General features: G+C 67.5%; 25 protein-coding genes. 10 read left to right on the top strand and 15 right to left on the bottom strand.

Annotated elements, in window-relative coordinates:
• The first annotated feature begins 165 nt into the window (after window positions 1-165).
• A complete protein-coding gene (locus tag IMW82_RS11135; RefSeq protein WP_108472737.1) occupies window positions 166-996 on the top strand; it encodes a kinase in 831 nt (276 codons plus the stop codon).
• A gap of 52 nt (window positions 997-1,048) precedes the next feature.
• Here the strand turns inward: IMW82_RS11135 and IMW82_RS11140 are convergent, their stop codons facing one another.
• The 3 genes from IMW82_RS11140 to IMW82_RS11150 form a co-directional block, all read right to left on the bottom strand.
• Window positions 1,049-1,252, bottom strand: coding sequence for a dodecin family protein (locus IMW82_RS11140; RefSeq protein ID WP_211004481.1), 204 nt, complete (start codon window positions 1,250-1,252; stop codon window positions 1,049-1,051).
• Window positions 1,253-1,362: 110 nt separating this feature from the next.
• Complete coding sequence (locus tag IMW82_RS11145) at window positions 1,363-1,707, bottom strand: YbjQ family protein (RefSeq protein ID WP_211004482.1); 345 nt, start codon at window positions 1,705-1,707, stop codon at window positions 1,363-1,365.
• 24 nt (window positions 1,708-1,731) lie between these two features.
• Complete coding sequence (locus IMW82_RS11150) at window positions 1,732-2,565, bottom strand: SDR family oxidoreductase (RefSeq protein WP_211004483.1); 834 nt, start codon at window positions 2,563-2,565, stop codon at window positions 1,732-1,734.
• 53 nt (window positions 2,566-2,618) lie between these two features.
• On the opposite strand from IMW82_RS11150, the gene IMW82_RS11155 reads away from it, so the two are divergent.
• From IMW82_RS11155 to IMW82_RS11180, 6 genes are all read left to right on the top strand, one after another.
• Window positions 2,619-3,173 (top strand): shikimate kinase, encoded by a 555-nt coding sequence (locus IMW82_RS11155; protein ID WP_108472734.1) that lies wholly within the window; start codon window positions 2,619-2,621, stop codon window positions 3,171-3,173.
• Complete coding sequence (aroB, locus tag IMW82_RS11160; RefSeq protein WP_211004484.1) at window positions 3,170-4,261, top strand: 3-dehydroquinate synthase; 1,092 nt, start codon at window positions 3,170-3,172, stop codon at window positions 4,259-4,261. Before IMW82_RS11155 ends, aroB begins: the two co-directional genes overlap by 4 nt.
• A 109-nt stretch (window positions 4,262-4,370) precedes the next feature.
• Window positions 4,371-4,631 (top strand): WGR domain-containing protein, encoded by a 261-nt coding sequence (locus tag IMW82_RS11165; protein WP_108472732.1) that lies wholly within the window; start codon window positions 4,371-4,373, stop codon window positions 4,629-4,631.
• Window positions 4,632-4,636: 5 nt separating this feature from the next.
• Window positions 4,637-5,707 carry a uroporphyrinogen decarboxylase gene (gene hemE, locus IMW82_RS11170; protein WP_211004485.1) on the top strand — a complete coding sequence of 357 codons (1,071 nt, stop codon included), beginning with the start codon at window positions 4,637-4,639 and terminating at the stop codon, window positions 5,705-5,707.
• A 16-nt stretch (window positions 5,708-5,723) separates the two neighbouring features.
• A complete protein-coding gene (locus IMW82_RS11175; RefSeq protein WP_211004486.1) occupies window positions 5,724-6,077 on the top strand; it encodes a DUF3147 family protein in 354 nt (117 codons plus the stop codon).
• Between the two features lie 100 nt (window positions 6,078-6,177).
• Complete coding sequence (locus IMW82_RS11180; RefSeq protein WP_211004487.1) at window positions 6,178-9,201, top strand: valine--tRNA ligase; 3,024 nt, start codon at window positions 6,178-6,180, stop codon at window positions 9,199-9,201.
• Window positions 9,202-9,278: 77 nt separating this feature from the next.
• On the opposite strand, the gene IMW82_RS11185 is transcribed toward IMW82_RS11180, so the two are convergent.
• The 4 genes from IMW82_RS11185 to IMW82_RS11200 form a co-directional block, all read right to left on the bottom strand.
• Window positions 9,279-9,965, bottom strand: a complete 687-nt coding sequence (locus tag IMW82_RS11185; protein WP_211004488.1) for a class I SAM-dependent methyltransferase — start codon at window positions 9,963-9,965, stop codon at window positions 9,279-9,281.
• A gap of 99 nt (window positions 9,966-10,064) precedes the next feature.
• Window positions 10,065-10,535 carry a ribosomal protein S18-alanine N-acetyltransferase gene (gene rimI / locus IMW82_RS11190; protein WP_211004489.1) on the bottom strand — a complete coding sequence of 157 codons (471 nt, stop codon included), beginning with the start codon at window positions 10,533-10,535 and terminating at the stop codon, window positions 10,065-10,067.
• A gap of 5 nt (window positions 10,536-10,540) precedes the next feature.
• On the bottom strand, window positions 10,541-11,032 hold the full coding sequence (locus tag IMW82_RS11195) for a hypothetical protein (RefSeq protein WP_211004490.1): 492 nt from the start codon (window positions 11,030-11,032) through the stop codon (window positions 10,541-10,543).
• Complete coding sequence (locus IMW82_RS11200; RefSeq protein WP_211004491.1) at window positions 11,029-11,811, bottom strand: phosphatidylcholine/phosphatidylserine synthase; 783 nt, start codon at window positions 11,809-11,811, stop codon at window positions 11,029-11,031. The genes IMW82_RS11195 and IMW82_RS11200 overlap by 4 nt, the downstream gene beginning before the upstream one ends.
• 111 nt (window positions 11,812-11,922) lie before the next feature.
• Here IMW82_RS11200 and IMW82_RS11205 point away from each other — a divergent pair, with 111 nt between their 5' ends.
• The 3 genes from IMW82_RS11205 (at window position 11,923) to IMW82_RS11215 (ending at window position 14,721) form a co-directional block, all read left to right on the top strand.
• Window positions 11,923-12,339: a DUF4124 domain-containing protein gene (locus tag IMW82_RS11205; protein ID WP_234411381.1), complete on the top strand. Its 417-nt coding sequence runs from the start codon at window positions 11,923-11,925 to the stop codon at window positions 12,337-12,339.
• 93 nt (window positions 12,340-12,432) lie between these two features.
• Entirely contained in the window at window positions 12,433-14,130 is a 1,698-nt protein-coding gene (locus IMW82_RS11210; RefSeq protein WP_211004492.1) for a proline--tRNA ligase, read from the top strand.
• 267 nt (window positions 14,131-14,397) lie between these two features.
• Complete coding sequence (locus IMW82_RS11215; RefSeq protein ID WP_108472725.1) at window positions 14,398-14,721, top strand: H-NS histone family protein; 324 nt, start codon at window positions 14,398-14,400, stop codon at window positions 14,719-14,721.
• Between the two features lie 274 nt (window positions 14,722-14,995).
• On the opposite strand, the gene IMW82_RS11220 is transcribed toward IMW82_RS11215, so the two are convergent.
• The 8 genes from IMW82_RS11220 to IMW82_RS11255 all read right to left on the bottom strand — a co-directional run bounded on the left by IMW82_RS11220 (window position 14,996) and on the right by IMW82_RS11255 (window position 23,491).
• Window positions 14,996-16,276, bottom strand: a complete 1,281-nt coding sequence (locus tag IMW82_RS11220; protein WP_108472724.1) for a threonine/serine exporter family protein — start codon at window positions 16,274-16,276, stop codon at window positions 14,996-14,998.
• Complete coding sequence (locus tag IMW82_RS11225; RefSeq protein WP_211004493.1) at window positions 16,273-16,719, bottom strand: NfeD family protein; 447 nt, start codon at window positions 16,717-16,719, stop codon at window positions 16,273-16,275. The genes IMW82_RS11220 and IMW82_RS11225 overlap by 4 nt, the downstream gene beginning before the upstream one ends.
• Before the next feature lie 10 nt (window positions 16,720-16,729).
• On the bottom strand, window positions 16,730-17,674 hold the full coding sequence (locus IMW82_RS11230; RefSeq protein ID WP_108472722.1) for an SPFH domain-containing protein: 945 nt from the start codon (window positions 17,672-17,674) through the stop codon (window positions 16,730-16,732).
• 49 nt (window positions 17,675-17,723) lie between these two features.
• On the bottom strand, window positions 17,724-19,103 hold the full coding sequence (locus tag IMW82_RS11235; RefSeq protein WP_211004494.1) for an ATP-binding protein: 1,380 nt from the start codon (window positions 19,101-19,103) through the stop codon (window positions 17,724-17,726).
• Window positions 19,104-19,134: 31 nt separating this feature from the next.
• Entirely contained in the window at window positions 19,135-19,443 is a 309-nt protein-coding gene (locus tag IMW82_RS11240; protein ID WP_244754294.1) for a hypothetical protein, read from the bottom strand.
• A gap of 96 nt (window positions 19,444-19,539) precedes the next feature.
• Window positions 19,540-20,886 (bottom strand): sigma-54 dependent transcriptional regulator, encoded by a 1,347-nt coding sequence (locus IMW82_RS11245; protein ID WP_211004496.1) that lies wholly within the window; start codon window positions 20,884-20,886, stop codon window positions 19,540-19,542.
• Window positions 20,887-20,971: 85 nt separating this feature from the next.
• Window positions 20,972-22,180: an FtsX-like permease family protein gene (locus IMW82_RS11250; protein ID WP_211004497.1), complete on the bottom strand. Its 1,209-nt coding sequence runs from the start codon at window positions 22,178-22,180 to the stop codon at window positions 20,972-20,974.
• Between the two features lie 9 nt (window positions 22,181-22,189).
• Entirely contained in the window at window positions 22,190-23,491 is a 1,302-nt protein-coding gene (locus tag IMW82_RS11255; protein WP_211004498.1) for an ABC transporter permease, read from the bottom strand.
• Window positions 23,492-23,555: the final 64 nt, after the last annotated feature.

Here is a 23,555-nt window from a genome sequence, read left to right on the forward strand (position 1 = left end):
TAATAGTGCAATGCCCCATCCATCCCGTACCAGCCTGGCCCGGATGACAGCGCCATCTTCCGCCACGACATGTGAAGGCGGCAGCGATATGCCCGCTGGCACGATGCTTCGCCGCCGCGGCCTGCCGGTGGCGGAAATTCCCCCCGGAACCACGGTACCCCGCGGATGACGTCCCACGCCGACATGCAGAACGAGGCCCTCGCCGGCCACCTGCTCGACCAGTACGCCGGGCGCATCGCCCGTTCGCGCCGCCCGTACATCCTCGGCCTGTCCGGCCTGCAGGGCAGCGGCAAGAGCACCCTGGCGCGGGTGATGAAGGCCCAGGCCGAAGCCCGCGGCTGGGCCACCGAGGTGCTCGCGCTGGATGACTTCTATTACGCCCGCAGTGACCGCGAGGGGCTGGCGCGCGACGTGCACCCGCTGCTGCGCAGCCGCGGCGTGCCGGGCACGCACGAGATCGAGCTGCTGATGTCGGTGCTGGCTGCCCTGCCGCATGCCTCGGACAAGCTGCCGGTGTCGCACCCGCGCTTCGACAAGGGCCGCGACACCCGCTTCCCGCCGTCGCGCTGGCCGCGCACCACGCGGCCGCCGCGGCTGGTGATCGTGGAAGGCTGGGCGCTGGGCATCCGCCCGCAGCTGCAAGCCGCGCTGGCCAGGCCGGTCAACGAACTGGAGCGTACCGAGGACCCCGACGGCAGCTGGCGGCACTGGGTCAACAAGCAGCTGCGCGGCTACCAGCCGCTGTGGCGCAAGTTCGACGCGCTGATCGTGCTGCAGGCGCCAAGCTGGGAGATCGTGCGCCGCTGGCGCGGCGAGCAGGAACAGGAGCTGCTGGCCCGGCACGCGCCGCTGGCGATGGACGCCGCCGCGATGGAACGGTTCCTGGCGCACTTCGAGCGGCTCAGCCGGCACGCGCTGGCCACCCTGCCGGCACTGGCGGACACCTGCGTGGAGTACGACGACGACCGCCACGTGACCGGGCTCAGCCACGGCTGAAGCCGGGAATCGGGAAAGCATCGCACGGCGCCAATCCCGATTCCCGCGGCGATCAATCGACCACGAAGTTCACCTTCATGTTGACGCGCCACTCGGTCACCGTGCCGTCGTCCTTGGTCACCACCTTGATCTCGTTGACCCAGGCGCCCTTGATGTTCTTCACCGACTCGGCGGCCTTGCTCAGGCCATGCTGCACGGCGTGCTCGAAGTCCTTGCTGGACGAAGCGTTGATTTCGATGACCTTGGCTACCGACATGGCGTCAATCTCCCGTGGAATCGTGCAAGCGGCACGCAGCGCTCCCCCGCTCTGAAGCCCGAGTCTGTGCCGCCGCCATCGGCGGGGGCAAGCCGCACTGCAAAATCACCTCACGTTGACGCCTCGACCTGCACCGCGGTGCCGTAGGCCAGCGCCTCGGTGACGCCCTGCGCCACCTCGTTCGCGTCGTAGCGCATTGCCACCACGCCATTCGCACCCATCGCGGCGGCGTGCTGCAGCATCAGCTCGTACGCTTCCTCGCGCGCCTTCTCGCACAGTTCGGTGTAGATCGAGATGTTGCCGCCGACGATGGTCTGCAGCGCCGCGCCGAGATTGCCGACCACGCTGCGCGAACGCACGGTGATGCCGCGCACGATGCCCAGCGAACGCACGATGCGGCAGCCGGGAATGTCGTTGGCGGTGCTGACCTGGTGATGCGGTACCGCGTTGGCCATGGCAGTTCTCCTGTGGTGGATGGTTCAGCCGTCGAGCAGCGCGGCATAGCCTTCGCGCGCGTCCGGCCATTGCGGCGCCCAGCCGCTGGCGCGCAGCCGCGCATTGCGCAGCCGCTTGCTGCCCACGCCGGCCGGCGCCGCGCCCTCGGCGGGCAACGGCGCATCGATCAGGGCCGCGAGGAAGTCGTACAGCTCGTCGAGCGGCATCGGCGTGTCGTCCACGCCGAGATACAGCGGCTGCGGCGACTTCAAATCCAGCAGGTGCACGATCGCGGCAGCGGCATCGTCGACATGGATCCGGTTGGCCCAGTGCGGCGCCTCACGCGGCACCCGCAGCTGCCCCGCGCGCAGGCGCTCGATCAGCTGCAGCCGTCCCGGCCCGTACAGCCCGGCCAGCCGCAGCACGGTCGACGGCAGCGATTGCTCCGCCAGCCATTGCTCGGCCTCCAGCAGCACCGCACCGTTGAACCCGGGTGGGTCAGTCGGGGTGGCCTCGTCGACCCAGTCGCCGTCGTGTTCGCCGTAGACGGCGCTGGACGAGACGAACAGCACGCGTGCCAGCTTGCGGCGATCGAGTGCGTCCAGCAGGTGACGCAGGCCGTCCACGAAGATTGCGCGGTATGCCGCCTTGTCGCGCGTCGCCGGCGCCGGCAGGTAGACCAGCCGGGTGATCCCGGCCGGCAGTTCGCGCAGGCTGGCCGGATCGGTCAGGTCGCCGCGCAGCCAATGGATGCCGTGCCCGCCGCGCGCGGGAGGCTGGCGCCGCAGCGCCCAGACCTCGTCGCCGTGCGCGCGCAGACGCTGCGCCACGCGTTCGCCCAGGTCGCCGCATCCGGCCAGCAGGATACGTTCACTCACCATCACCCTCCCGTCACGCCATCCGGGCCGATCCGCCCTGTTAGCATTTGCCCATGAATCCGTCGCCCAACCTTTTCATCATCGGCCCGACCGGCGCCGGCAAGACCTCGATCGGGCGACGACTTGCCGCGCATTATGGCCTGAGCTTCGTCGATCTCGACCAGGAGATCGAACATCATTGCGGGGTGGACGTGAACACGGTGTTCGCGATCGAGGGCGAGGCTGGTTTCCGCCAGCGCGAAAGCACGCTGCTGGACGAGTGCAGCCGCCGTCCCGGCGTGCTGCTGGCCACCGGTGCCGGCGTGGTGCTCGCGCCACACAACCGCCGACATCTGCGCGAGCGCGGCTACGTGGTGTGGCTGCAGACCACGATCGAACAGCAACTGGAACGGCTGGAGCGCGACCACCGCCGCCCGCTGCTGGCGGTGCCCGACCGCCACGCACGGCTGCAGGCGATGGCGCAGGAGCGCGAGCCGCTCTACCGCGAACTGGCCGACCTCGCGGTGCCCGGCGAACACGGCAGCGTCGCCGCCGCCAGCGAGCGCTGCATCGCGCTGATTGACCACCATTGGCAGCGCCCTGGCGCAGCACCCAGGCAGACGGCATGAACGACCACGCATTCCATACCATCACCGTCGCCCTCGGCCAGCGCAGCTATCCGGTGTGGATCGGCGCCGGCCTGCTCGCCAATCACGCGCGCTGGCGCGCCGTGCTGCGCGGCCGGCATGCGCTGGTGGTCAGCAACACCACGGTGGCGCCGCTGTACCTGCCGCGCATCGAAGCGGGACTGGACGGGTTGCACCGGTCGACGTTCCTGCTCGACGACGGCGAGATGCACAAGAGCTTCGCCAACGTCGGCCGCGCGCTGGAGGCGCTGGGCGAACTCGGCGCCACCCGCGACGCCTGTGTGATCGCGCTGGGCGGCGGCGTGGTCGGCGACCTGGCCGGCTTCAGCGCGGCGTGCTGGATGCGCGGCATCGACTTCATCCAGATGCCGACCACCCTGCTGGCGATGGTCGATTCCTCGGTCGGCGGCAAGACCGGCGTCAACCTGCCGGTCGGCAAAAACCTCGCCGGCGCGTTCCACCAGCCGCGCGCCGTGATCGCCGACATCGACACCCTGGCGACGCTGCCCGATCGCGAATACCGCGCCGGCCTGGCCGAGGTGATCAAGGGTGCGGCGATCGGCGACGAGCCGTTCTTCGCCTGGCTGGAACAGCATGCCGCCGCGCTCGCCGCGCGCGATCCCGCCATCGTGATGGAAGCGATCGCGCGGAAGGTTCGGTACAAGGCCGGCGTGGTCGCCCGCGACGAGACCGAGCAGGGCGAACGCGCCCTGCTCAACTTCGGCCACACTTTCGGCCATGCGCTGGAAACTGCCGGCCGCTACACCACCCTGCTGCACGGTGAGGGCGTGGCGGTGGGCATGCTGCTGGCCGCCCGGCTGTCCGAGCGGCTGGGCATGAGCGATGCGGCCGCCACCGGACGCCTGCAGCGCCTGCTGGAAACCCTTGGCCTGCCGGTGGCGATCCCTCCCGGGATGGACGCACAGCAACTGCTGGCGCTGATGCGGCTGGACAAGAAGAACACCGCCGGCACGCTGCGGCTGATCCTGTGGCGCGGCATCGGCCGGGCCGAGATCGTCGGCGGCGTGAACGAGGCCGACGTGCTGGCCGTGCTGCAAGCCGCGGGATGAACCGTCGGGTGTGACGACATGGCCCGACCCGGCCACGAGCCTGCCCGCGCAAATCCTATAAACTGTGCCGTCTGGCTACGCGCCTGTTCGTGCGGCATCCCTGGAACCCATGCGCCTCTATCTGCAAACCGTGCCCGGCAGTACCGACGCACCCCGCTACGTCCAGATCACGCTGGAGCAGGACCTGCTCGGCGGCTGGACGCTGTACCGCGAATCCGGCATCCAGGGCGGCCGCGCCACCATGAAGCGCGAACAGTTCCTGGAGCGCGACGAGGCAGTCACCGCCTTCGAGAAAGCCCGCGACGCCCAACTCAAGCGCGGCTTTCGCCTGATGTTTGCCCAGGGGCTGGAAGGCCCGTACGGACGCTGATTGAAATGACTGACGTGCTGAAGAACGACCGCTTCCTGCGCGCACTGCGCCGCGAACCCACCGACACCACGCCGATCTGGGTGATGCGCCAGGCCGGCCGCTACCTGCCCGAATACCGCGCCACCCGCGAGCGTGCCGGCAGCTTCATGGGCCTGGCGCAGCATCCCGAATACGCCTGCGAAGTGACCCTGCAGCCGCTGGAACGCTTCGAGCTGGATGCCGCGATCCTGTTCTCCGACATCCTCACCATCCCCGACGCGATGGGCCTGGGCCTGTCGTTTGCCCACGGCGAGGGCCCGCAGTTCGCGCGCCCACTGCGTACGGCGGCCGACATCGCGAAGCTCGCCGTGCCCGACATGGACGGCGAGCTCCGCTACGTGATGGACGCGGTGCGCCTGATCCGCCAGGAACTGCATGGCCGCGTGCCGCTGATCGGCTTCTCCGGCAGCCCGTGGACGCTGGCCTGCTACATGGTTGAGGGCCACGGCTCGAAGGACTTCGCCACGCTGAAGGCGATGTGCTGGAACGAGCCGAAACTCGCCCACCAGCTGCTCGACACGCTGGCCCGCGCCGTCGCCGCCTACCTGATCGCCCAGGCTGCCGCCGGCGCGCAGGTACTGATGATCTTCGACACTTGGGGCGGCCTGCTCGGCCCGGCGCCGTTCCGCGAGTTCTCGCTGCGCTACATGACGCAAATCGTGGCCGCGCTGAAGGCCGATGCCCATGCGCGCGAATTGCCGGTGATCCTGTTTTCCAAAGGCGCCGGCGCGCACCTCGCCGAGATGGCCAACTCGGGCTGCGCCGCGCTCGGCGTCGACTGGACCATCGACCTCGCCGACGCCCGCCACGCCGTGGCCGGCAAGGTTGCCCTGCAGGGCAACCTCGACCCCGCCGTGATGCGCGCCAGCCCGGAAGTGATCCGCCGCGAGGCTCGCGCCGTGCTGGACAGCTACGGCAACCACCCCGGCCACGTGTTCAACCTCGGCCACGGCATCACGCCGGAAGTCGATCCGGAACATGTGAAGGTGCTGGTCGACGAGGTGCACGCTTACGGTCGCGCGTTGCGCGGCGGCTGAGCGGAGGAGCGGCGGCATGGCCTGGCTCGTCAGCAAGTACCTGATCACCGCCGCCGTGGTGGTGATCGTCTCGGAGGTGGCCAAGCGCAGCGATCGCCTCGGCGGCCTGATCGCCGCGTTGCCGCTGGTCACCGTGCTGGCCCTGATCTGGCTGCAGCTCGAGCACCAGTCGCCGGCGAAGATCGCCAACCACGCCTGGTACACGTTCTGGTACGTGGTGCCTACCCTGCCGATGTTCCTGGCCTTCCCGGCACTGCTGCCGCGTCTCGGCTTCTGGCCCACCCTGCTCGCCTGCGTGCTGATCACCGTGATCTGCTTCGGCCTCTTCGCCCTGCTGGTGCGCCGCTTCGGCATCGAGTTACTGCCCTGAGCGAACTGGGCTTTTGGCAGCCAGCCGCCCGCCCCGTACAATTGCTTTCTTTGCTTCTACCCCCACGCGCCGGCCACGGCGCGCCATTGCGAGTCCCCTGATGGACAAGAGTTTCGAACCCGCCCAGATCGAGTCGACGTGGTACGCGCGCTGGGAAGCCAGCGGTGCGTTCAGGCCGTCGGGCCAGGGCGAGCCGTATTGCATCCTGCTGCCGCCGCCGAACGTCACCGGCACGCTGCACATGGGCCATGCGTTCCAGCAGACGGTGATGGACATGCTGGTGCGCTACCACCGCATGCGCGGTTTCAACACGCTGTGGCAGGTCGGCACCGACCATGCCGGCATCGCCACCCAGAAGATCGTCGAGAACCAGCTGGCGGTCGAGGAAAAGACCCGGCACGACCTGGGTCGCGATGCCTTCGTCGAGCGGGTGTGGCAGTGGAAGGAGGAATCCGGCTCCACCATCACCAACCAGATGCGCCGCATCGGCGCCGCCGCGGACTGGTCGCGCGAGCGCTTCACAATGGATGAAGGCTTGTCTGCCGCGGTGCGCAAGGTGTTCATCGACTGGTATCGCGCCGGCCTGATCTATCGCGGCAACCGGCTGGTGAACTGGGACCCGGTGCTTGGCACCGCGGTGTCCGACCTGGAGGTGAACAATGTCGAGCGCGACGGCCACATGTGGTCGATCCGTTACATGACGACCGACGGCGCCGCTTCGCTGGTCGTTGCGACCACGCGACCGGAAACCATGCTCGGCGACGTAGCCGTGGCCGTGCATCCGGAAGACGAGCGCTACGCGCACCTGGTCGGCAAGACGCTGAAGCTGCCGCTGACCGATCGCGAGATTCCGGTGATCGCCGACGACTATGTGGACAAGGATTTCGGCACCGGCTGCGTGAAGATCACCCCCGCGCACGACTTCAACGACTACGCGATCGGCCAGCGGCATGGCTTAAAGCCAATCAACATTTTCAATCTTCACGCCAGAGTTCTTGGCGGCGCAGATGACGCCAAGGATGGTGCCGTCACAGCTTCTCCAATGGAGGCCTTGGATAAAGGTATCGAAGCCGCCAATTCGTTGAATAAGATTCCGGCACGGTATCGCGGCCTTGATCGCTATGAAGCGCGCAAACTGATCATTGCTGACCTCGAGGCTTCCGGCCTGCTGGTCGAGACGAAGCCGCACAAGTTGCAGGTGCCGGTGAGCCAGCGCTCGGACGCGGTGATCGAGCCGATGCTGACCGACCAGTGGTTCGTCGACCTCACTTCGGATGTCCAGACGGATGGACGTCCAGGCGGCCGCAAGGCGATCACTGAGCCGGCGCTGGACGCGGTGCGCAGCGGCGACATCAAGTTCGTGCCGGAAAACTGGAACACCACCTACACGCAGTGGCTGGACAACATCCAGGACTGGTGCATCAGCCGCCAGCTGTGGTGGGGCCACCGCATCCCGGCCTGGTATGACAAGGCCGGCAAATATTTCGTGGCTGACACTTGGCAGGAAGCTTACAGCGAGCACCTGAGGGATAAGTTCGCCACAGACAGCGATGCAGAAGCTGCCTACGGGCTGCTCACGTTAGTAATCACTAACCCAAACGAAGACAATTTTAAGGAGAACCTGCGCGTCAATGGGTGGGCCAAGTTCATCTTGCAACAAGACCAAGACGTGCTAGACACCTGGTTCTCCTCGGCGCTGTGGCCGTTCTCCACGCTGGGCTGGCCGGCCGATGGCCCGGTGAAGAACGAGCGCGGCGACGTGGTCGCCAACTGGGAGCAGGACAAGATCTTCCTGCCCAGCGCCGTGCTGGTCACCGGCTTCGACATCATCTTTTTCTGGGTCGCCCGCATGGTGATGGCGACCAAATACTTCACCGGCCGGATCCCGTTCCGCGAGGTCTACATCAACGCCATCGTGCGCGATGCGGAAGGCCAGAAGATGTCCAAGTCCAAGGGCAACACGCTGGACCCGCTGGACCTGATCGACGGCATCGCGCTGGAACCGCTGGTGGAAAAGTCCACCAGGTCGCTGCTGATCCCGCAGGTACGCGCCAAGGTCGAGAAGCGCATCCGCAAGGACTACCCCGACGGCATTCCGGCGATCGGCACCGACGCGCTGCGCTTCACCTTCGCCGCGCTGGCCAGCTACAGCCGCACCATCAACTTCGACATCAAGCGCGCCGAGGGCTACAAGGCGTTCTGCAACAAGCTGTGGAACGCGGCGCGGTTCGTGCTGATGAACCTGCCGGAAGGCGAGATTGCTGCGCCGACCGGTGCGCCAGTGACCGAAGCCGAGCGGTGGATCCTCACCCGCCTCAAGCAGACGCTGGGCGAAGTCGAACAGCACTTCGTCAGCTACCGCTTCGACCTGCTGGCGCAGGCGCTGTACGAATTCGTCTGGAACGAGTATTGCGACTGGTTCCTGGAGCTGTCGAAGCCGGCTTTGAACGGCGACGCCGCCGCGGCGGCCGCCTCGACCCGGCACACCTTGCTGGTGGTGCTGGAAAGCGTGCTGCGTGCACTGCATCCGCTGATCCCGTTCATCACCGAGGAAGTGTGGGCATCGGTGGCGCCGATGCTCGATCTCGGCGAAGACAGCCTGATGCAGCGGCCCTGGCCGCGTGCCGACGACATCGTGGCCGACGACGCGGCCACGGCCGAGATCGAGTGGTTCAAGAATGTTCTCTCCGGCATCCGCAAGATCCGCTCGGAGATGAACATCTCGCCCGCCAAGGCGATCCCGTTGCTGCTTGCCGACGGCGATGCCGGTGACCGTGTCCGCGTGGCGAAGTTCGCCACGCAGATCGCCTTCCTCGCCCGCACGGAAGCGCCGCAGTGGATCGAAGCCGGTGCCGACGAACCAGCCGCCGCAGCCGCCGTGATCGGCACGCTGCGCGTGCTGATCCCGCTGGCCGGGTTGATCGACCTCGGCGCCGAGAAGGCGCGCCTGGCCAAGGAGATCGGCCGCATCGAAGTCGAGATCAAAAAGTGCGAAGGCAAGCTCGGCAACGCCAGTTTCGTTGCCAACGCGCCGGCCGAGGTGGTGGCGCAGGAACGTCAGCGCATCGCCGACTGGAACAGCACGCTGGGCGCGCTGCGCGAGCAGGCGCAGAAGCTGGGTTGAGCAGGCAGCGGCCGGGTTGCTGCCGCTTGTGACGCGCAGGCGGCTGCAACGAATTGTTTCCAGCCATGGCCCGAAGCTCAGGTGTCGTGGCCGACCTGTCCCGGGGAGAAGTCGCGCGTCTTGCGCACGGCCAGCTGGTTGCTGATGCCCAGCAATTCGTAATAGCCGTCGAGCGTGGCCAGCAGCCCGTCCACGCCGAGCTTGGGTGTTTCGGTTTTCACGCTTTCGATCTGCTTCTTCAGCCCCTCGATCCGCCACTGGCGGCCCGACCCGCGCAGCCACTTGCGCGCCAACCAGCCTGGACGTGGCGGCGGCCCCAGCTTCGGCGGCACCCACAGGTAGTCATCGAAGATCATCACGCCACCGACCTTCAGCAGCGGCCACGCCATGACGCCGTCAGCCAGTGCGCCGAAGGCGGAATGCCAGCCGTCGATGTAGACGATGTCGTAGGGGCCTTCGACGCGCCGCAATGAGTCGAAGCTTGGTCCCGGGAACTCCCGGATCCGCTCGCGCCAGGCCGCCGTGTTGGCGCGGAAGCGGGCGTGGTAGTCGCCATAGACCGGATCGACCTGGAAGAAGTCCAGGCAGTCGATCGAGCTGTCCGCGGCGGCCAGGATGTTCTCGCACAGCCAGAGGGTCGAACGCCCCTCGAAGCTGCCGACCTCCAGGGCGCGCAGGCCGGATTTGCCGCGCAGCGAAGCGAGCCACTGTTCCCAATAGGGAATGTTGTGGTGAAACCAATCAGTCGAAAACTGCCCTTGCACCAGCCGGAACCCTTCGCTTGAACGAGGGCGGCATGCTAACACCCGCCGAGAATCCCGCCCGCTTGAATTGCGTGACGGCGTTCCGGCCCCGCGCACGCGTCAGGCAGTTGGCGGCTCCAGCACCATGACGATCGCGTCCTCGCGACCATGGCGCGCCGGGTAATAGCGCGGCCGGCGGCCGATCTCGCGAAAGCCCACCGACTCGTACAACGCCTTCGCCAGCGGATTCGACGGCCGCACTTCGAGGAATACCCGCTCGGCGCCGTTCCAGCGTGCGATATCCAGCAGGCGACCCAGCAGGTGGCGGCCCAGGCCGCGGCCGCGCCAGTCCGGCCCGATGCACAGATTCAGCACGTGCGCCTCGCCGGCCCCCGTCGACAGGATGCCGTAACCGGCGACCACCGCGTCCACGCACAGCACCCAGCACGGGTGCCCGGCCTTCACGCAATCGCTGAAGATGCCCGCCGACCACGGGAATTCGTAGGAGGCATTTTCCAGCGCGCTGACCGCATCCAGGTCTTCGGCCCGCATGCCGCGCACCTGGATCACCGGCTTGATCACCGCGACCATGGCGCTCAGCCGGCCGCAGCGGCCAGTGCGCGACGCACGCTGCGCAGCGCGTTCCACAGCCGACGCTTGGCGCCGGCACTACCCAGCACCAGCGCCGGTTCGTCGGCCAGCACGATCTGCGCCTGGTGCATCACTGCCGCCGGCAGCGCGCGACCCAGCGCATGCGCCTGCGCTTCGCCGAACACCAGGTAGGCCTGCGCCTCGGGCACGCCCGCGGCCAGCTGGCCGTCGCTCGCCGTGACCCGCGCGGCACGCGCCAGTGCAGCGCCGCACGCATTCAGGGCGCGTCCGATCAGGTCAAGCTCGCGCGCGCTGCAGCCCGGCGGCAACACCACCACGCAGGCCACGCCCGCCGCCATGTCAGGGGCGGCGGAAGCCGCGTATTCCGGCGCCGCCACCGTCGGCGCCACCCGTAGTTGCCACGGCGTCACGCCCAGCGCGCGCAACACGCGGGCGCGATGACCGGCGTCGGCATGCTGGCGTGCCGGGGTGCTCATGCCGCGCTGCGCCGCGACCGGCGCCGGTGCGTGGCCAGGCTCCAGATCGTCCACACCGGGCCGGACAACAGATAGAGCGTGAAGCCGACGAACAGCACGCGCGGCGTATCCAGGATCAGCAAGGCCAGCAGCAGCACCGCAACCACCATCCACACGAACGGCACGCGCTGGCGATCACCCGTCGGCAACGATTTGAAACTGAAATAGCGGAAACGGCTGACCATCAGCAGGCCGACCACGATCGCGACCACCGGCGTGACGAAACAGAAATCGCTGCCGGCCAGGCCGAACTTGTCCACGCTCCACACGAACGACATGCACACCGCCGCCGCCGCCGGGCTGGCCAGCCCCTGGAAATAGCGCTTGTCGGCCACGCCGACCTGGGTATTGAAGCGTGCCAGCCGCAACGCGGCGCAGGCGGCGTAGATGAACGCGGCGGCCCAGCCCAGCTTGCCCCACAGCGGGCCGAAATCGCGCAGTGCCGACAGCGACCACGTATACATCACCAGCGCCGGCGCCAGGCCGAAGCTGACCAGATCGGACAACGAGTCGTATTGCACGCCGAACTCGGTCTGGGTGCCGGTCATCCGCGCCACGCGCCCGTCCATGCCGTCCAACAGCGCAGCAATGAACACCGCCACCGCCGCCTCGGTGTAACGGCCGCCGATGCTGGCGATGATCGCGTAGAAACCCGCGAACATCGCCCCCGTGGTGAACAGGTTCGGCAGCAGGTAAATACCCCGGTGACGGGGTGGGCGGGCGGGCAATGGCTCACTCATGAATCAAGACCGTGACAGGATGCGCGCAGTGTAAACCATCGACTGCTTGAGTCCGGCCCGCCGGAGTGATAACAAGGTGAACCGTCATTCCCCTGCGAAATGGAGAACACCATGCATCGTTCGCTGATTGCCGTGGCGCTGCTGTTGCTGGCCCCACTGGCCGCCGCCCAGGTCTACAAGTGGACGGATGCCAGCGGCACCGTGCACTACTCGGAAGCGCCACCGGCACAGGGCACCAAGTTCGTGAAGGTGACCACCACCGGCACGGCCGAGCCGCTGGCTGCCCCGGCCCCCAGCACCACGGCCAGCCGCAGTGAATCCGCGGCCGAACCCGCCAAGCCAGCGGCCGACACGCCGGAAAACCGCAGCAAGCTGTGCGCCTCGCTGAAAGCCAACCTCGCCGCGCTGCAGGGCGGCGGCCCGGTGGTGATGCAGCAGGATGGCAAATCCGTGGCCCTGGGCGGCGACGAGCGCAAGCAGAAGACCGTTTCGACCCAGGCGCAATACGACCAGTACTGCAGGAACTGATCGCCCTCACGCCATGGCCCGGCGGCGGTCGGGCCGGTGCCGGCGACGGCAGGCCGCTACAATAGGCGTCTTCAATCCGCCGGAACCACCCGCATGCGCCTCAGCCAATTCCACCTGGCCACCGTCAAGGAAGTCCCCGCCGACGCCGAAATCGCCAGCCACCGGCTGATGCTGCGCGCCGGCATGATCCGCAAGCTCGCCTCCGGCCTGTACACCTGGAGCCCGCTGGGCCTGCGCGTGCTGCGCAAGGTGGAAAACATCGTGCGCGAGGAAATGGACCGCGCCGGCGCGATCGAAATGCTGATGCCGTCGGTGCAGCCGCGGGAACTGTGGGAAGAAACCGGCCGCTGGGAGAAATTCGGCGGCCAGTTGCTGAAAATCAAGGATCGCAAGGGCCAGGAATTCTGCTACGGCCCGACCCACGAGGAAGTAGTTACCGACTTTGCCCGCAACGAGCTGAAAAGCTACAAGCAGCTGCCGGTCAACTTCTACCAGATCCAGACCAAGTTCCGCGACGAGATCCGCCCGCGTTTCGGCGTGATGCGTGCACGCGAATTCCTGATGAAGGATGCCTATTCGTTTCACCTGACCCAGGAATCGCTGGCCGAGACCTACGCCGCGATGTACCAGGCTTATGTGCGCATTTTCACCCGCCTGGGGTTGACCTTCCGCGCGGTGCAGGCTGATACCGGCGCCATCGGCGGCAATGCCAGCCACGAATTCCAGGTACTGGCCGATTCCGGCGAGGATGCCATCGCGTTTTCCGATGGCTCCGATTACGCCGCGAACCTCGAAAAGGCCGAGGCGCTGGCGCCGAGTGCGGCGCGCCCTGCTCCCGCGGCCGCGTTGGCGCGGGTCGATACGCCCACCCAGAAGACCATCGAGGACGTTGCCGCCTTCCTCAAGGTCAGCCCGCAGCAATGCGTGAAGACGCTGCTGGTGCGCGGCCGCGACGGCCTGGTGGCGCTGTGCCTGCGCGGCGACCATCAGATCAATGAAGTGAAGGCCGGCAAGCTCGCCGAACTGCCGGACGAGTCGGTGCTTGCCAGCGAGGAGGAAATCCTCGCCGCCACCGGCACCCGCCCCGGCTTCATCGGTCCGGTCGGGCTGCCGGCGTCGATCCCGGTGATCGTCGACCGTGATGCCGCGGTACTTGCCGACTTCGTCTGCGGCGGCAATGCCGACCGCACGCACTGCACCGGGGCGAACTGGGAGCGCGACGCGCGCGTGACCCGCATCGCCGACCTGCGCAACGTGATCGAGGGCGACCTGTCGCCCGATGGCAAGGGCGTGCTGCATATCGCCCGTGGCATCGAGGTCGGCCACGTGTTCCAGCTGGGCACGAAGTACGCCGAGGCGCTTGGCGCCACCGTGGTGGACGAAACCGGCAAGCCGCAGGTGATGACCATGGGCTGCTACGGCATCGGCGTCAGCCGCATCGTCGCCGCCGCGATCGAGCAGCGCCACGACGAAGCCGGCATCCTCTGGCCGGAGGCGATGGCGCCGTGGCGGGTAGCGGTGTGCGTGATCAACCCAAAGAGCTCAGCCGCCGTCAGCGCGGCGGCCGAGGCGCTGTACCAGGCCCTGGGCCAACGCGGCATCGAGGCGGTGCTGGACGATCGCGGCGTGCGCGCCGGCAGCATGTTCGCCGACATGGAGCTGATCGGCATCCCGCACCGCGTGGTGGTCAGCGAGCGCGGGCTGGCCGCGGGCACCCTGGAATATCGCGGCCGCGGGGACAGCGAAAGCCGCTCTTTGAACGAGGATGAATTGATTGCCTTGCTCGGCTGAGCCCGCCATATCAGCATTAACCGAAATGGCCGCCCAGTGCGGCCATTTCTGCATTTGCCGTGAGGAAATCAGCGGACGCGACTAATTCAAAACCGGTCACACTATTAATCATTCTTAATGTGAAATCCCCTTCACGCATTGCATCGCGCTTTACAAGGATTCCGCAGATCAGCGAGAATCCCGACTGCACCAGCTTCCAATGCGTCAGGCTTCGTTCCTCATAATGGCCAGACCATTTAATTGCCGATACTTACCCAGGAGTCCATCATGGCCGTCGACATCAAGAACCTCAATCACAACCAGCTCAACGACCTGATCAGCAAGGCGCAGGTTCGCCAGAATGAACTGCGCAAGGAAAAAGTCGTCAAGCTGCGAGAGAAAGTGCATGCGCTGATCAAGGCCGAGGGTTATACCTTCGAAGACATCTTCGGCAGCGCGCGCGGCAAGGCCAAGCGCAGCACCGGCACGGTGGCGCCGAAATACCGCAACCCGGCCAATCCCGCGCAGACCTGGTCAGGCCGCGGCAAGCGTCCGCACTGGTTCAACGACGCATTGAAGGCCGGCAAGAAGGAAAAGGATCTGGCGATCTGATTGCCGCTCCACTGCTGCAATGAAAACGCCGGCTTTATGCCGGCGTTTTTTGTTGGTTTGAGGCAATGCCGCATCCGTTTGGTGCGATGCCGGCACATACCGGCTCCTCCTCCTGCAAGGCAGGGGTAGGTAGCTTTTGATCTTGCCTAAACCAAGAGCAACCCCTCCTCAATCCTCCCCTGCGTTGCAGGGGAGGAGGCCAGCGTGCCGTGCAGTCTCGTTGTCTTGACGTGCAGGGCAAACGACATCGCCCGCGTCTTCGGCCACTTTTGATTTAAAGAGATCTCCGGGGCGAAACCAGCAGGTCGCCGAACATCAGCCCCGCCACCAGCGACACCAGCAGGGTCACCAGCAGCAGGCCGGTATCCACGCTCAGCGTGGTATCGCGTTCGAGCAGGAACGACACGCTACGAAAACCCACGCTGCCCGGCACCAGCAACAGGATGCCCGGCTCGCGGATGACCGCACCCGGGCGGTGCGCGAAGCGCGCGTAGACGTTCGCCAGCGCGCCCAGCAACAGGCCACCCAGGAACACCCCCACCGGTGCGCCCGGCAGCGAGCCGGAGATCGCTCCGCCCCAGCGCGTGGCCAGATAGCCCACTACCACCGCCACGATCACCACCGGCCAGTCGCGCCGGGCGGCGCGGAACAGGATGGCGAACGCGATCGCCGCGACCAGCAGCGCCGGGTAATCAGTCCAGGCCGGCAGTGCCGGCAGCGCGAAGTCACGTGCCGTGATGCCCACCGCGGCGCACAGCTGGGTCGCCGCGATGGTGCCGAAGGTGAGCTTGAGCAGGGTCGACATGGCGCCGCCCATGCGCGCCATGCCGGAAACCAGGTGCCCGCTGGAGATCTCGCGCACCGCGTTGGTCAGCGACATGCCCGGCACCAGGATGATCAGGCTGGCCAGCACCACCGACCTGATCGCCAGCGGTACCACCAGCGCACTCACCACGATCGCCACCGTGGTCGCCACCAGCGCGCAGATCGCATCACTGGCCACCGCCAGCCGCGGCCGGCTACCGGCCAGCAGGGTGATCCCGCCGATGCCCGCACCGATCACGCCGGCGACCACCAGGTCCACCCACGAACTGTGCAGGAACAGTGCCGCGATGCTGGCCGCGGACAGCCCGTAGCTGGCGATCGAGCCGATCTTCTCGCGCCGCGTGTCGGGCCGGCCCAGCTCGCGCAGCAGGCGGAAGCCCTCGCGCAAGCCCAGCTCGCCGGCGATCGCGCGGTCGGCGATGTCGTCGGCCTGGCACAGCCGCTCCAGGTTCACCTCGCCGGGTGCCAGCCGCATCACCTGAGTGGTCTGCGCCACGCCTTCCTCACCCTGGGCCAGGTCGGCGAACGAGATGATGATCGCGGTGGGGCTGGACCAGACGTCGGCGGACAGTCCCAGCCGCTGCGCCGCGCCGGCGATCGCCATTTCCAGCCGCGGCGCCGAGGTGCCGTACTGGTGCAGCCGCCGCGCCAGTTCCAGCACGAATGCAATGCGCGTGGCCGGCGCGGTGGTGGCGAACTGCTGTGGACTGATGGCGTCGCCCGCGCTCATGCCGCAGCGCGCACCTGCAGCGTGGTGCCTTCCACCGCAACCACCTCCACCGTGGCGCCCAGCGGCAGGTCCGGCCCGCTGACCAGCCACTGGCCGTCGCCCACGCGGGCCTTGCCACGGCCGTTGACGATCGGCTCGATCAGCTGGTAGCGCTGACCGATCAACTGCTCGGCGCGGCGGTTCAGGCGCTCGCCGCCGGGCGCGCGGCGTTCAAGCCGCGGCCGCAGCCAGCGGGCATAACCCACGTACGCGGCAAACGCGAGCAGGCCGAACAGCACCGCCTGCACCAGCAGGCCCAGCGTCGGATCGATCCACAGCACCACGCCCATCGCGGCGGCGGCCAGTCCGATCCACAGCAGGAAGTAACCAGGCAGCAGCAACTCGCCGGCGATCAGCAGCAGCGCCAGGATCCACCACAGGTAATGCGTCGATAGCTCCCACATCGGCGCGCCCTCAGCGCAGCGGCGGCTGGATCGCCGCGGTCTTCTGCTGCTGGCCGAGCGATTCCTTCGCCAGCTCGCCGATGCCGGCCAGTGCGCCGATCACGCCGGTGGCCTCGATCGGCAGCAGCAGCATCTTCTGGTTCGGCGAGGCGGCCATCGCCTTCAGCGCCTCGACGTAGTTGTTGGCGACGAAGTAGTTCAATGCATTGACGTTGCCGTTGGCAATCGCGTCGGACACCATCGTGGTCGCCTTCGCCTCGGCCTCGGCCGAACGCTCGCGCGCCTCGGCGGCACGGAACGCGGCTTCCTTCTCGCCCTCGGCGGCCAGAATCACCGACTGCTTCTCGCCCTCCGCCTTGAGGATCGCCGCCTGGCGGAAGCCCTCGGCATCGAGGATGTTCGCGCGCTTCTCGCGCTCGGCCTTCATCTGCCGTGCCATCGCATCGACCAGGTCGCGCGGCGGCGCGATGTCCTTGATCTCGATGCGGTTGACCTTGACGCCCCACGGGTGGGTCGCCTCGTCCACCACCTTGAGCAGCTTCGCGTTGATTGCATCACGCTGGCTCAGCGACTCGTCCAGGTCCATCGAGCCGAGCACGGTGCGGATATTGGTCATGATCAGCGCCAGCGACGCCTGCTCCAGGTTGGACACCTCATAGGCGGCCTTGGAGGCGTCGAGCACCTGGTAGAACACCACGCCGTCGACGCGCACCACCGCGTTGTCCTTGGTGATGACGTCCTGGCTGGGCACATCCAGCACCTGTTCCATCATGTTGATCTTGCGCCCGACCGCCTGGTAGATCGGGATCAGGAAATGCAGCCCGGGGCTGAGCGTGCGGGTGTACTTGCCGAATGTCTCCACCGTCCACTCGAAACCCTGCGGCACGATGCGCACCAGCTTGGCCACGCCGATGACGACGACGGCCACGATGACCAACGCGAGAAGCTGTCCCATTGCCTACCCCCATTCCTTGAAGAAGGCTTGAGTATAGGCGAGCCGACGGCTAGCGCGGCTGCGGCAGGCGCAGGCTCACCCGCAGGCCGCCGCCCTCGCGGTTGGCCAGCAGCACGCGGCCGCCGTGCGCCTCGGTGATCTCGCGTGCCAGCGCCAGGCCCAGGCCGGTGCCGGAACGCTTGGTCGAATAGAACGGCAGCAATGCCTGCGCCAGCACCGTCTCGCTCATGCCGGGGCCGCGGTCGGCCACCTCGATGCGCAACTCGTTGCCGACATCCTGGATCGACAGCGTGACCTCGTCCGCCGGCCCACCCGACTCGTGCGCGTTCTTGATCAGGTTGATCAGCACCTGCTCGACCTGCACTGCATCGAAATGCCCCGGTCGTTGCGGCGCCGGTGTTGCCAGGCGGTACTGGCAATGCAACGCCAGTCCGTCCAGGAACGGCTTCCACGCGATGTCCACCGGCTGTGGCGTGGGCAGCTTGGCGAAGCTGGCGTAGCCGGCGATGAAGCGGTGCAGGTGCAGCGCGCGCTCGCCGATGGTGGCGAACACGCCGGGCAGCCGTTCGAGCTGGCCGCGGCGGGCCAGCTCCGCGCCGGAGTGCGCCAGCGAGGTGATCGGCGCCAGCGAGTTGTTGAGCTCGTGGCTGATCACCCGGATCACCCGCTTCCAGGTCGCCACTTCCTGCCGCGACAGCTCGCGCGTCATGCGCCGGAACAGGTGCAGCCGGTGCGGCCGGCCCTGCAACCGGAACGCGCGCTGCGACAGATGGAAGGTTTCCTCGCTGCCGTCCATCTCCACGCTGAGCAGGGCATCCTCGCCGCTCTCCACCGCCTTGCGCAGCGCCTCGGGCGCCTCGGCCAACAGTTCGGCGAAGTCCAGCCCGACCAGGCTGCGGCCTTCGTTGAACAGGTGCCGCGAGGCGATGTTGGCGTAGGCCACCTTGCCGATCGCATCGGTCAGCACCAGCGCCACCGGGGTGTTCTGCACCACCGTGTCGAGCAGCAGCTCACGCTGCACCAGGTGCTGGCGCTGCTCGCGCAGGGTCTGGCCCAGCGCGTTGTGCATGCGGATCAGCTCGCCCAGCTCGTCGCGCCGATTCACCGCGATCGAGAAGCTGAAATCACCGTCGCGGTAGCTGGCCACCGCGCCTTCCAGCGCGCGCAGCAGCCGGCTCACCGGCGCCATCACCCGACCGGCCAGCCAGAACGACAGTGGCAGCAGCACCACCACGCTGGCCAGCAGGCCGCCGTAGATGCCCAGCTGCATCGGCGCGCGGATCGACAGCGACAGGTCCTTGTGCAGCCACAGCAGCAACTGCGGCAGCGGCCACTGGGTGACGCCGGCATAGACCAGCGCGCCGGCCAGGCCGGCCACCGCCAGCAAAAAGGTCAGGCGCCCCTGCAGCGAATTCAGGCGACGCCACATTGGCTGTTCTCCCCGGCGGGAAAAAGCCGGCTCAGTGGCACCTGGCGTCGATCGGGGTCATCGCGCAATCGAGCGGTGGTCGCCCGCCCACCCAGCCACGCTCGGTGCCGAGCACGGCAGCCCGGTCCATCGGACGTGGCGGCGGCTTGTTCACCAGGTCGCGCTCGCGGCCATCGCTGAAGCGGAACGGGCTGCTCCCGGCGTCCGCCAGCACCATCGGCGAGCCGAGCCGGTACTCGACCGCAGCGGCGGCGACCGGCTGCCATGCCCACGCCTCGCGGGAGACTGACGGCACCTGCGCCATGGCCGCGCCGGCGGTCAGCCAAGCGGCAACAAGCATGATCCGGCGATATCGCATGACGCCTCCCCTGCTGGATGCATGCACTCATCTTTCTACGCCTTCGGGGTCGGGGCAAGCATCGTCGTCACAGATCGCTCAAGCCGTGGTTGCCAGGCCGTAGCGCTCCATCCGCCGATACAGCGCCTGGCGCGACAGGCCCAGGCTCTGTGCCGCGCGGCTGACCACGCCATCGGCCTTGTGCAGTGCGCTTTCCACCGCCTCGCGGCTGGGCTCGTCCAGGTTGCGTGCCGCCGGGGCCATCGCCACGTACTGCGGCAGGTTCAGCAGCTCGGGGGTGATCGGCTGGCCCCCGGCCAGCAGCGATGCGCGCTCGATCGCGTTCTTCAGCTCGCGCACATTGCCCGGCCACGGGTAGGCCAGCATGGCCTCGCGCGCGGCGTCGCCAAGCTCGGCGCGACCGTCCAGGAAAAATTCGGCCAGCGGCAGGATGTCGTCGTTGCGCTCGCTCAGCGGCGGCAGGTTCACCTCGATCACGTTGAGCCGGTAGTACAGGTCCTCGCGGAACGTGCCGGCCTGGATCATCGCCTTGAGGTCGGCATTGGTCGCGCTCAACACGCGCACCTTGGCCTGCCGCGTCTTGCCGGAACCGAGCCGCTCGAACTGGCCGGTTTCCAGCACGCGCAGCAGCTTCATCTGGCCGGGCAGCGGCAGGTTGCCGATCTCGTCCAGGAACAGCGTGCCGCCGTCGGCCAGCTCAAAACGCCCTTCGCGCGCCTTGTTGGCGCCGGTGTACGCGCCGGCCTCGGCGCCGAACAGTTCCGCCTCGATCAGCTCGCCTGGCAGCGCGCCGCAGTTCACCGCCACGAACGGGCCGCGCCTCACCGCCGAGTTCGCATGCACGATCGCCGCGATGCGCTCCTTGCCGGTGCCGTTGGGACCGGTGATCAGCACCGGCACGTCGGAACGGGCCACCTGGCAGGCCAAGTTGAGCGTGCGCCCCATCGCCTCGGAGGCGAACACCAGGCCATCGAGGTCGAACTTGCTGCGCAGGAGCTCACGCCGCTGGCGGCGCTCAAGCCGGCTGCGCGCCACCTCGCGAGTCGACTCGGACAGCTCCAGCAGGTTCTCCACCGTGGCCAGCAGCTTGTTGTCGTCCCACGGCTTGGCCAGGTAATCGGCGGCGCCGGCCTTGACCAGCTCCACCGCGGTCTCCAGGTGCGTCCACGCGGTGAGCAGGATCACCGGCAGGTCCGGATGGCGCTCGCGGATCGCGCGGAACAGCGCCACGCCCTCCTCGCCCGAGGTGGTGTCGGCGGTGAAGTTCATGTCCTGGATCACCACGTCGACCGCCTCGCGCTCCAGCGCGAGCAGGCCTTCATCGGGCGTCAGCGCGGCGAGCGGGCGGATCTCGTGCAGCGACAAGGCCAGCGAAAGCGCCTCGCCCACGGCCGGGTTGTCGTCGATGATCAGTACGGTTCGCATCTTTTTTCTGCACATGCGGCTATGGATGCCGCTCCGGTCCGAAAGGTTGCCATGACTATGGTCACGCGTATACCCGGCTTGCTGCTCATGTCGACCGCGTCGCCACCAGCGGCGGCACCGCCGCCGCGCGCAACGCCGGGCCGAGCACCGCCAGTTGCCCCAGCCCCCACAGCACCAGCGCGCCGACCGGCAAGTAGGACAGCGGCAGGCGCGGCAGTTCGTAGTGCGTCATCAGCAGCAGGTTGAGCACGAAGGCCAGCAGCACGCCCAGCGCGATGCCGAAACCGACGATCAGGAAATTCTCGGCCTGGAAGTAGCGCAGGATGTCGCCACGGGTGGCACCGATGGCCCGCCGTATGCCGATGCTGCGGCCACGCTGCTGCACCCAGAAATTGGCCAGCCCGGCGATGCCCAGTGCGGTCACCAGCAGCATGGCCACGCAGACCAGGGCCAGCAGCCACACCAGCGACGCGTCCTGGCGGAAATAATCCGCACGCATGTCGGCATAGCTGCCGCTGGCGTCGATCAGCATGTCCGGGTTGAGTTTCAGCAGCAGGTCCGAGGACTCGCGCAGCAGCCGGTCGCGATCGGACGGCGCCACCCGCATCACGTAGAGCGACGACACGAAAGACACCGGCCTGACCGGGAACATCGCCGAGTATTCCGGCACGAAGTCCTTGCGCAGGTAGCCGCGCACCAGCCGCTCGACCACGCCGACCACGGTGTAGCCGCGGCTCGGGCTGCGCCAGAATGTCTTGCCGATCGGATTCTGTCCGGGCCACAGCTTGTCGGCAAGGTCGCGGGTGACGATCGCCGCCGGCGACAGCGTCTTCATGGTCTGATCCATGCCGTCGTATTCCGCATCGTTGAAATCGCGGCCCTGCACGATCTTCAGCCCCAGCGTGTCCAGGTAACCCGGTGTGCCGACGAACATGCCGACGGCCGGGCCGCGCAGCTTCATGTCCGGGGTCAGCCACGGCCGGAAATTGATCGACATGTTCTCCAGCGGCAACGGGAACATCGCCACGGCGGACTGCACGCCGCCCAGGCCGCGCAGCGCCGCCAGGTTGCGGGCGACCAGCGGCGCATTGGCGTCATCGCCGACGCCGTCGTTGTGGATGTAGATCAAGCCGTCCTCGGCAATGCCGGTGGTGATCTGCATCTGCTGCACGCGTCCGCGGATGATGAAGATCGCGTTGCACAGGATCGCGAAGGCCACCGCGATCTCGACCGCCACCAGCAGGCAGACCAGCTTGTGTCGGGGCAATGCGGCAAGGACATGGCGTAGCTGCATGTGTATGCCTCAGAGGGTCTTGAGCTGGAGGGCGGGAGCGATATGGCAGGCACGCCAGGCCGGCAACAAACCGGCGAGCAGGCTGGCCGCGATCGACAGCGCGAAGGTCATCGCGAACATCGACACGTCGAGACGCGCCAGGTCGGCGTAGTCCGCCGGCGTCTGGCGAATGCCCCACAGGCCCGCCCAGGCCAGCAGCAGGCCGAGCACGCCGCCGGCAGCGCCTACGATGGCCGCCTCCACCAGGCACTGGAAAAACACCTGCCGGCGCGACGCGCCGAGTGCGCGGCGCACGCTGATCTCGGCGCCGCGCTGCAGGAACTTGGCCAGCAGCAATCCCGTCGTGTTCATCAGGCAAACCAGCAGGAAGCCGAACGCGATCCACGCCTTGAGGCGGACGTCCGCCGGCACCACCCCGTTCTGGTCCAGCCACTGCATCACGTCGGGCAAGGCCGTGCGTGGCGCCCCGGCATAAGTGAAGCGACCCTGCGCCTGCTGCTCGCGCGAATAGTTGTCCAGGAACCGGCGATACGCATGGACCCTGGCCGGGCTGTCCAGCTCGACCCAGAACTTCAGCCACAGGCAGGGCTGGTTTTCTAGATGGAGGTCGTCGGTGGTCGTGCCATAGCAATCCAGGCTGTAGCCGGTGATGCCGAGCTCGGCCAGATCGCGCGAGGTCAGGAACGGGATGAACACGTCGTCGCCCTGGCCATAGGCCTCGCGATCCAGGTCGTAGAAATGCGGCGCGGGCCGCCAGTCCTCGATCACCCCGACGACGCGGAAATCCCACTGCCCTATGCGGATCGGCTGGCCGATGCCGTCGCGGCCGTGGAAAAGCCGCTCGTAGGCACTGCGCGAAAGCACGGCGACCCGGGCCTTGCCGGTGTCATCGGCCGCCGTCCACGATCCGCCGTGGATGAACGACACGCCAAACATCAGGAAGAAATCCGCCGTCGTCGCCAGAGTATGCAGCCCCATCGGCTTCGCGCCGGCCTGCGCCGCTTTCACCTTCACGTTCGAGCCCACCAGGATGGCCTGGCGATCGGCACGACCGGACTGCCACAGGTTCATCGCGTCGATGTACGTCATCTGCCCGGGCAGCTCGTGCGGCTCCGCAGGCTTCGGGTCCACCTGAGGATGGAACAGCCTGCCGCTGCGCTCCGGCAACGGGTCGCCCGACAGCAGGTGCATCACGGTCAGCGTGGTCATGCTGGCGCCGATGCCCAGCCCGATCGCCAGCACCATCAGCGCGGTGAGCACCTTGTTGCGCTTCAGGCTGCGCAGCGCCAGGTCGAGGTAGTAGGCAAACATGTCATCACTCCATGGACCATCTCCTCCCCCTGCTCACAAGGGGAGGGAGGGGTGCTCTTTCCCA

It is taken from the genome of Rhodanobacter sp. B2A1Ga4, assembly GCF_018101315.1.
GTDB lineage: Bacteria > Pseudomonadota > Gammaproteobacteria > Xanthomonadales > Rhodanobacteraceae > Rhodanobacter > Rhodanobacter thiooxydans_A.

Coding starts and splice junctions, on each gene's coding strand:
- IMW82_RS11165 (WP_108472732.1), top strand. CDS start 4,371: ATGCGCCTCTATCTGCAAACCGTGCCCGGCAGTACCGACGCACCCCGC.
- IMW82_RS11235 (WP_211004494.1), bottom strand. CDS start 19,103: ATGTGGCGTCGCCTGAATTCGCTGCAGGGGCGCCTGACCTTTTTGCTG.
- IMW82_RS11210 (WP_211004492.1), top strand. CDS start 12,433: ATGCGCCTCAGCCAATTCCACCTGGCCACCGTCAAGGAAGTCCCCGCC.
- hemE (WP_211004485.1), top strand. CDS start 4,637: ATGACTGACGTGCTGAAGAACGACCGCTTCCTGCGCGCACTGCGCCGC.
- IMW82_RS11205 (WP_234411381.1), top strand. CDS start 11,923: ATGCATCGTTCGCTGATTGCCGTGGCGCTGCTGTTGCTGGCCCCACTG.
- aroB (WP_211004484.1), top strand. CDS start 3,170: ATGAACGACCACGCATTCCATACCATCACCGTCGCCCTCGGCCAGCGC.
- IMW82_RS11145 (WP_211004482.1), bottom strand. CDS start 1,707: ATGGCCAACGCGGTACCGCATCACCAGGTCAGCACCGCCAACGACATT.
- rimI (WP_211004489.1), bottom strand. CDS start 10,535: ATGGTCGCGGTGATCAAGCCGGTGATCCAGGTGCGCGGCATGCGGGCC.
- IMW82_RS11240 (WP_244754294.1), bottom strand. CDS start 19,443: ATGCTTGTTGCCGCTTGGCTGACCGCCGGCGCGGCCATGGCGCAGGTG.
- IMW82_RS11225 (WP_211004493.1), bottom strand. CDS start 16,719: ATGTGGGAGCTATCGACGCATTACCTGTGGTGGATCCTGGCGCTGCTG.
- IMW82_RS11230 (WP_108472722.1), bottom strand. CDS start 17,674: ATGGGACAGCTTCTCGCGTTGGTCATCGTGGCCGTCGTCGTCATCGGC.
- IMW82_RS11250 (WP_211004497.1), bottom strand. CDS start 22,180: ATGCAGCTACGCCATGTCCTTGCCGCATTGCCCCGACACAAGCTGGTC.
- IMW82_RS11175 (WP_211004486.1), top strand. CDS start 5,724: ATGGCCTGGCTCGTCAGCAAGTACCTGATCACCGCCGCCGTGGTGGTG.
- IMW82_RS11245 (WP_211004496.1), bottom strand. CDS start 20,886: ATGCGAACCGTACTGATCATCGACGACAACCCGGCCGTGGGCGAGGCG.
- IMW82_RS11215 (WP_108472725.1), top strand. CDS start 14,398: ATGGCCGTCGACATCAAGAACCTCAATCACAACCAGCTCAACGACCTG.
- IMW82_RS11220 (WP_108472724.1), bottom strand. CDS start 16,276: ATGAGCGCGGGCGACGCCATCAGTCCACAGCAGTTCGCCACCACCGCG.
- IMW82_RS11135 (WP_108472737.1), top strand. CDS start 166: ATGACGTCCCACGCCGACATGCAGAACGAGGCCCTCGCCGGCCACCTG.
- IMW82_RS11155 (WP_108472734.1), top strand. CDS start 2,619: ATGAATCCGTCGCCCAACCTTTTCATCATCGGCCCGACCGGCGCCGGC.
- IMW82_RS11180 (WP_211004487.1), top strand. CDS start 6,178: ATGGACAAGAGTTTCGAACCCGCCCAGATCGAGTCGACGTGGTACGCG.
- IMW82_RS11255 (WP_211004498.1), bottom strand. CDS start 23,491: ATGTTTGCCTACTACCTCGACCTGGCGCTGCGCAGCCTGAAGCGCAAC.
- IMW82_RS11195 (WP_211004490.1), bottom strand. CDS start 11,032: ATGAGCACCCCGGCACGCCAGCATGCCGACGCCGGTCATCGCGCCCGC.
- IMW82_RS11200 (WP_211004491.1), bottom strand. CDS start 11,811: ATGAGTGAGCCATTGCCCGCCCGCCCACCCCGTCACCGGGGTATTTAC.
- IMW82_RS11140 (WP_211004481.1), bottom strand. CDS start 1,252: ATGTCGGTAGCCAAGGTCATCGAAATCAACGCTTCGTCCAGCAAGGAC.